The organism is Pseudomonas sp. CBZ-4 (genome assembly GCF_000346755.1).
Lineage (GTDB): Bacteria > Pseudomonadota > Gammaproteobacteria > Pseudomonadales > Pseudomonadaceae > Aquipseudomonas.
Genome location: NZ_ANNV01000186.1, coordinates 1 through 7,363 on the forward strand (window position 1 = coordinate 1; position 7,363 = coordinate 7,363).

The following is a 7,363-nucleotide window of genomic DNA, read 5'->3' on the forward strand; positions in this document are numbered from 1 at the left end:
CCGAGGTGATGCTATCGCAGGCAAGCCAGCTCCCACAGGGACCGTGCTCACTTCTAAGCGGTGCCAGATCCAGTCATCGTATAACTTATTGTTGACAACCCCAGAAAACCCCGCAAATATCGCCCCAATGTTGTACGACGACGTACGACAAATAATAAAAACAACAAAAGAAAGGGAGCTCCACTGTGAGTCACTTCGCCCGCCATTCCTGCGCACGCCTGGGCCTTATCGGTCTTGGCAGCCTGAGCGCCGCCCTACCCCTCTGCGCCCAGGCCGACGGTTTCCTCGACGATGCCAAGGCTACGCTCAACCTGCGCAACGCCTACTTCAACCGCAACTTCACCAACCCGACCAATCCCCAGGCCAAGGCCGAGGAGTGGACGCAAAACTTCATTCTCGACGCCAAGTCCGGCTTCACCCAGGGCACCGTGGGCTTCGGCATCGATGTGCTGGGCCTGTACTCGCAAAAGCTCGACGGCGGCAAAGGCACCGGCGGTACCCAGTTGCTGCCGATCCATAGCGATGGCCGCCCGGCCGACAACTTCGGGCGTCTGGGCGTGGCGCTGAAGACTCGGTTGTCGAAGACGGAGTTGAAGGTGGGCGAATGGATGCCCGTGTTGCCGATCCTGCGTTCCGACGACGGCCGCTCCCTGCCGCAGACCTTCCGTGGCGGCCAGGTCACCTCCAGTGAAATCGCCGGCCTGACCCTCTACGGCGGCCAGTTCCGTGGCAACAGCCCACGCAACGACGCGAGCATGGAAGACATGTTCATGAACGGCAAAGCCGCCTTCACCTCGGACCGTTTCAACTTCGGCGGCGGCGAATACACGTTCAACGACAAACGCACCCAGGTCGGCCTGTGGTACGCCGAACTCACCGACATCTACCAGCAGCAATACCTCAACCTCACCCACAGCCAACCCGTGGGCGACTGGACCCTGGGCGCCAACCTCGGCTTCTTCAACGGCAAGGAAGACGGCAGCGCCCTGGCCGGCGACCTCGACAACAAGACCACCTTCGCCCTGCTTTCGGCGCGCTATGGCGGCAGCACCTTCTACGTGGGCCTGCAGAAACTCACCGGCAACAGCGTGTGGATGAGGGTCAACGGCACCAGCGGCGGCACCCTGGCCAACGACAGCTATAACGCCAGCTATGACAACGCCCGGGAAAAATCCTGGCAGCTGCGCCATGACTTCAACTTCGTGGTGCTGGGCGTGCCGGGGCTGACGATGATGAACCGCTATATCAGCGGCAGTAACGTGCACACCGGGGCGATCACCGACGGCAAGGAATGGGGGCGTGAATCGGAGCTGGCTTACACCGTGCAAAGTGGTGCGCTGAAGAACTTGAACGTGAAGTGGCGCAACTCGACCATGCGCCGGGATTTCAGCAACAATGAGTTCGATGAGAACCGGATATTCATCAGTTACCCGATTTCACTGTTGTAGGGCCTCAAGTCTACCGCTCCCTGATAAACACCACGGTGCCCCTGTGGGAGCGGGCTTGCCCGCGATAGCGGTCTATCAGACAAAAAGGTGTCAACTGATACACCGCTATCGCAGGCAAGCCAGCTCCCACAGTAGACCTCGTTCGTCCAGGCGAGCGTTGACAACCCTGGGAGTCAATACCGATACTTCGTCACAGTCATACGACAACCTACAACAACAATGGACCCGCCCATGACCACCACCCCTGCCGTTCCCTTCAACCGCCTGCTACTCACCGGTGCCGCTGGCGGCCTGGGCAAAGTCCTGCGTGAACGCCTGCGCCCTTATGCCCACGTACTGCGCCTGTCGGACATCGCCGAGATGGCCCCGGCCACCGATGACCGCGAAGAAGTGCAACCCTGCGACCTCGCCGACAAACAAGCCGTGCACCACCTGGTGGAAGGCGTCGACGCGATCCTGCACTTCGGCGGCGTCTCGGTTGAGCGCTCCTTCGAAGAAGTTCTCGGCGCCAATATCAGCGGCATATTCCACATCTACGAAGCGGCGCGCCGGCATGGCGTCAAGCGCGTGATCTTCGCCAGCTCCAACCATGTGATCGGCTTCCACAAGCAGGGCGAAATCCTCGACGCCCACTCGCCGCGTCGCCCGGACAGCTACTACGGCCTGTCCAAGTCCTACGGCGAAGACATGGCCAGCTTCTACTTTGATCGTTACGGCATCCAGACCGTGAGCATCCGCATCGGCTCCTCGTTCCCCGAGCCGCAGAACCGCCGGATGATGCACACCTGGCTGAGCTTCGACGACCTGACCCAACTGCTGGAGCGCGCGCTGTACACGCCAGACGTCGGCCACACCGTGGTCTACGGCATGTCGGACAACCTCGACACCTGGTGGGACAACCGCTACGCCGCGCACCTGGGCTACACGCCCAAGGACACTTCCGAAGTGTTCCGCGCCAGGGTTGAAACCCAGCCCCCGGTGGCCGCCGATGACCCGGCCAAGGTCTACCAGGGCGGCGCGTTCTGCGCCGCCGGGCCATTCGGAGACTGACCCGTGACGGCTGAATTGATTGTCGACGCGCGCAACACCGTGGGCGAATGCCCGGTGTGGGTGCCGGAGGAAAACGCGCTGTACTGGGTGGACATCCCCAACGGCGGCCTGCAACGCTGGAGCGCCGCCAGCGGCCACGTCGCCGCCTGGAAAACCCCGGAAATGCTCGCCTGCATTGCCCGCACCACCACGGGCAACTGGGTTGCGGGAATGGAAAGCGGCTTCTTCCAACTCACCGCGCACAGCGATGGCAGCCTCGACACCACGCGCCTGGCCAAGGTCGAGCACCCACGCGCCGACATGCGCCTGAACGATGGCCGCTGTGATCGCCAGGGCCGCTTCTGGGCCGGCAGCATGGTGCTGAACATGGGCCTGAATGCCGCCGAGGGCATCCTCTACCGCTACGCGGCGGGCCAGGCGCCCCATGCCGCGCTGGACGGTTTTATCACCCTCAACGGCATGGCCTTCAGCCCCGATGGGCGCACGATGTACGCCTCCGACTCACACCCGCTGGTGCAGCAGATCTGGGCGTTCGACTATGACATCGACAGCGGCACGCCGTCCAACCGCCGCGTGTTCGTGGACATGCACCCACACCCCGGCCGCCCCGATGGTGCTGCGGTGGACGCCGACGGTTGCTACTGGATCTGCGCCAACGACGCCGGGCTGATCCACCGCTTCACCCCTGACGGGCGCCTCGATCGCTCCCTCAGCGTGCCGGTGAAAAAACCCACCATGTGCGCGTTTGGTGGCAGCCGCCTGGACACCCTGTTCGTCACCTCGATCCGTGATGATCAGGGTGAACAGTCACTGTCGGGCGGTGTGTTTGCCCTCAATCCGGGTGTGCAGGGCTTGGCCGAGCCGACTTTCACTCTCTGACGGGATAGCCCTGATGATCGAACTCCAAGACGCCCTCACCCGCCTCACCCTGGCCCCCGCCATTGGCGGCAGTATCGTCAACTGGCAGGTCATCGCCAGCGGCCAGCCGTTGCTGCGCCATAGCGATGAACACGCCGTGAACACGGGCCTCCCGGGCAAGCTGGGCTGTTATCCCCTGGCGCCCTGGTCCAACCGGATTGCCGAGGGCGGTTTTGACAACCCCGATGGCTGGCTGGCGCTGTCGGCCAACAGCCTGACCGACCCGTTGCCGATCCATGGATCGGCCTGGCAACAGGCGTGGCGAGTGGTCAGCCAGTCGGTGGATGAAGTGGTGCTGGAGGTGATCTGCGACACGCCGTTTGCCTATCGTGCCGAGCAACGGTTTCGCTTGAATAACGGCGAGCTGAGCATCGCATTGACGGTCACGCATCTGGCCGAAAAGCCTGCCTGGCATGGCTTGGGGTTGCACCCGTATCTGCCGCGTCAACCGGGTACGCGGTTACAGGCCAGGGCTTCGCAGGTGTGGCTGAGCGATGCTTCGAAACTGCCTACGGGCTTGGCGCCGCTCCCCGCAGACTGGAATTTTCAGCAGCTCAAGGCCTTGCCTGAAGGCCTGGTCGACAACGGCTTTTGCCAGTGGGATGGACACTGCCGGATCGAGCAACCGGAGCTGGGTTATGCCCTGGAATGCCAGGCCATTGGTGCGGATTATTTCCTGCTGTATTGCCCGCCGGGGCTGGGGTTCTTTTGCATCGAGCCGGTGTGTCATCCGGTGAATGCGCATCACCTGCCGGGCAGGCCGGGTCTCAAGTTGCTGGAACAGAACCAGTCGGCACACTTGGCATTTAAGCTGAAATACCTTCCAACTGTGGGAGCTGGCTTGCCTGCGATAGCGGTACATCAGTGACAGATGTGTCAACTGACAGAAAGCTATCGCAGGCAAGCCAGCTCCCACAGTTTTGATCTCTGTTGTGCCAGTGTCAGGGCGGGCTGTTCTTGAGGCGCCCTGCGGTGTCGATACTGACCACCACCGACAACCCCGGCCTTAGCCGCTCGCTCTGCTCCTGATCAGGATCCACCGTAATCCGCACCGGCACCCGCTGGGCAATCTTCACAAAGTTGCCAGTGGCATTGTCCGCCTGCAACAGGCTGAACTCGGAACCCGTGGCCGGCGAAATATGCTGCACCGTGCCGTGAAATTTGCGGTGGTTCAACGCATCCACGGTGAAGGTCACCGGCTGGCCGACCTGCACATTGTCCATCTGGGTTTCTTTCATATTGGCGATCACCCACAACTGCGGCGGCACCAGCGCCATCAGCTGCGCGCCAGAGTTGACGTAGGCACCGAGGCGCACGCCGATCTGCCCCAGTTGGCCGTCACGCGGCGCGGTGATGCGCGTGTTGGACAGGTCGATCCGCGCCAGTTCCACCGCTGCGTCGGCACTGGCCACCGCCGCTTCCAGGGAGCCGCGATTGACGATCACCGTCTGCAGATCCTGCCGCGCGATTTCCAGGCTGGCCTGGGCTTGCGCGACCGCGGCGATGGTCTGCGCATTCGCCGCACGGGTCACGTCCAGCTCGCGCCGGGACACTGAACCATCGCTGATCAGCTCTTCATTGCGGCGCAAGTCGGCGGTGCTTTTGCGCGCCTGCGCCTCGCTGTCCGCCAACGCCGCCTGGCGCAGCTTGATGGTGGCTTCGGCGCTGTTGCGCTGCTGCACCACATTGGCCAGCGACGCCTTCTGCACCGCCAATTGGGCCAGTGCCTGGTCCAGGCGCTGCTTGTAGATCCGATCATCGAGGCGCACCAGCAGGTCGCCAGCCTTCACGTACTGGAAATCCTGCACCGGCACTTCAAACACATAGCCGGCGAGCTGTGGCCCGATGATCGTCACCTGCCCGCGCACCAAGGCGTTTTCGGTGGTTTCCACCGCACTGCTGAACGGTGGCAATTGCCACGCATAAAGCACGATCAGCACGCCGATCACGGCAATGGCGGCAAAGCCCAGGGACGAGAGAATGCGCACCCGCAACGGTCGCAGTTCGGTCGGCACCGCACCGGGCGGTGTGCTGCCTTCCGGGGTCGCGGCGATGGCGGTAGTGGTGGTGGTTGAAGGTTCGGTCATTGAGGTGCGCCGCTGGGTTGAACGGGAGTGGCTGCTTTCGTGGTACTCATCAGCCACAGACTGCGGATAAAGATCCAGATCATGGTCAGTATCGCGATGATCGCGATCAGCATGAAGACATCGTTGTAGGCCATTACGTTCGCTTCACGGGTGGCCGCGGTGGCCAGGCTGCGGATACCCATGAGGTTGCGCAATTCCGGGTCGGCAATCACCCCGCCATAGGCCGAGCCGCCGCTCGACACCCGCGCGGCCACACGCGGGTCAAGCAGGCTCAGGTGTTCGACGATCATGCTCGAATGAAACTTCTCGCGCACGATCTGGAACGTGCCCAACAGCGCCGCGCCCATCAGGCCGCCGAGGTTCTGGCAAATGCCGAACATCACCGAAAAACTCACCAGGTTGCGCGGGTTGGCCAGCACGTTCTTGGTGCCCAGCACCATGGTCGGCCCGAGGAAGAACGTGCCGCCGAAGCCTAGCAGGAACTGGCTGATATACAGGTTCTGCGGGCGGGTCAGGTTGCTGGAGAAGCTGTCCATCACCGACCCCGTCGCCATCAGCGCCAGGGAAATCACCAGCGGCATCAACAAGTGCGCCGGGTTGATCGTCAACGCGCTGACCGCCAGCCCCGCGATCGCCCCGGCCAGCATCACCACGTACAACGTGTGCATCTGCTGGTAACTCATGTTGAGCATTTGCATGAACCCCACCGCGCCGGTGGACTGCTCGGACAGCACCATGCGGATCAGGATCACCGCCAACGCCAGGCGGATCATCACCCCGCTGCCCAGCCAACGGGTCATCAGCATCGGGTTGGCGCGGTTATGCTCGATGGCCAGGCCGGCCATGATCAGCACCAGGGAACAGGCCGAGGCCACGCCGATCCACGGCGCTTCCAGCCACCAGTCGATCCGTCCCAGGGACAACACCGCACACAACAAGGCGACGCCGGTGGCGAGGATCGCGAAGGTCAGAAAGTCGAGTTTTTCAAAGGTCTTGAAGCGGTCACCGGGCGGCAACTTGAGCAGGAACACGCAGCCGAGGCAGATCAGCGCCATGCCCAGTTCAAACAGGTACAAGCCGCGCCATTCGGCGATTTGCAGCAAGTCTTCGGAGAACAACCGCGCCAGCGGCAAGGCCAGCTGCGCCGTGCCCAAGCCCAGCACCAGCGCCTTCAAGCGCCACTTGGCCGGGAACGCCTGGATCATGTAGTACAAGCCCAGCGAACTCAGCGCTGCCCCGACCATGCCGTGGGCCGCCCGCACGGCGATGGCCGAGCTGAGGTCGTTGACGAACAAATGGCCGAAGGTCACCAGTGCGTACAGCACCAGGAACACCTCGGTAAACGCGCGCAGGCCGAACTGCTGGCGGAACTTCACCAGCAGCAGGTTCATGCACACGTTGGTCATGACATAGGCGGCGGGCAGCCAGGCCATTTCGGCGGTGGTCGCACCGAGGGCGCCTTGCAGGTATTGCAGGTTGGCGATGACCAGCGCGTTGCCGAGGCCGCCGGTGATTGCCACAAGAACGCCCACCATCGCGAACAGCCAGCGCTTGTGCGTGGGGTGCAGCGGCGTCGACGGCGAACCGGGCAGGCTCGGGCGCTCGTGGGGCTGCCAGGTGCGGGGGGTGTAGTTGTTCATTCGATGACCTAGATGACCCGACGTGGGGTGTCGGTAAAACCTTACTCAGAGCGTAGTAAACCTGAGGGGCGGTTATCTTGCCATCTTGGGTGTGCTTTTGTGTGGGGGCTGGGCTTGGCTGGGCTGGGTACATATCCATTCCTGCGGTAACGGCGGCTATTGGTTCCGCTCTTACAGCGGGTCACTTTTGGAAAAGAGCCCCAAAAGTAACCAAAAGGGC

At 62.7% G+C, this 7,363-nt stretch carries 6 protein-coding genes; 4 read left to right on the plus strand and 2 right to left on the minus strand.

The genetic code is table 11. The features are described from left to right. Positions 1-185: 185 nt before the first annotated feature. The 4 genes from B348_RS0129555 (at position 186) to B348_RS0129570 (ending at position 4,284) form a co-directional block, all read left to right on the plus strand. The gene (locus tag B348_RS0129555) at positions 186-1,448 is read left to right on the plus strand and encodes an OprD family porin (RefSeq protein WP_017739633.1); all 1,263 of its coding nucleotides are present in this window, start codon (positions 186-188) and stop codon (positions 1,446-1,448) included. Positions 1,449-1,679: 231 nt separating this feature from the next. Next, the gene (locus B348_RS0129560) at positions 1,680-2,498 is read left to right on the plus strand and encodes an NAD(P)-dependent oxidoreductase (protein WP_017739634.1); all 819 of its coding nucleotides are present in this window, start codon (positions 1,680-1,682) and stop codon (positions 2,496-2,498) included. Positions 2,499-2,501: 3 nt separating this feature from the next. Further along, positions 2,502-3,377, plus strand: a complete 876-nt coding sequence (locus tag B348_RS0129565; RefSeq protein WP_017739635.1) for an SMP-30/gluconolactonase/LRE family protein — start codon at positions 2,502-2,504, stop codon at positions 3,375-3,377. A 13-nt stretch (positions 3,378-3,390) separates the two neighbouring features. Further along, positions 3,391-4,284 carry an aldose 1-epimerase gene (locus tag B348_RS0129570; RefSeq protein WP_017739636.1) on the plus strand — a complete coding sequence of 298 codons (894 nt, stop codon included), beginning with the start codon at positions 3,391-3,393 and terminating at the stop codon, positions 4,282-4,284. Positions 4,285-4,357: 73 nt separating this feature from the next. On the opposite strand, the gene B348_RS0129575 is transcribed toward B348_RS0129570, so the two are convergent. Both B348_RS0129575 and B348_RS0129580 read right to left on the minus strand, forming a co-directional pair. Beyond that, the gene (locus B348_RS0129575; protein WP_017739637.1) at positions 4,358-5,503 is read right to left on the minus strand and encodes an HlyD family secretion protein; all 1,146 of its coding nucleotides are present in this window, start codon (positions 5,501-5,503) and stop codon (positions 4,358-4,360) included. Continuing rightward, positions 5,500-7,143, minus strand: coding sequence for an MFS transporter (locus B348_RS0129580; RefSeq protein WP_017739638.1), 1,644 nt, complete (start codon positions 7,141-7,143; stop codon positions 5,500-5,502). Before B348_RS0129580 ends, B348_RS0129575 begins: the two co-directional genes overlap by 4 nt. Positions 7,144-7,363 lie beyond the last annotated feature (220 nt).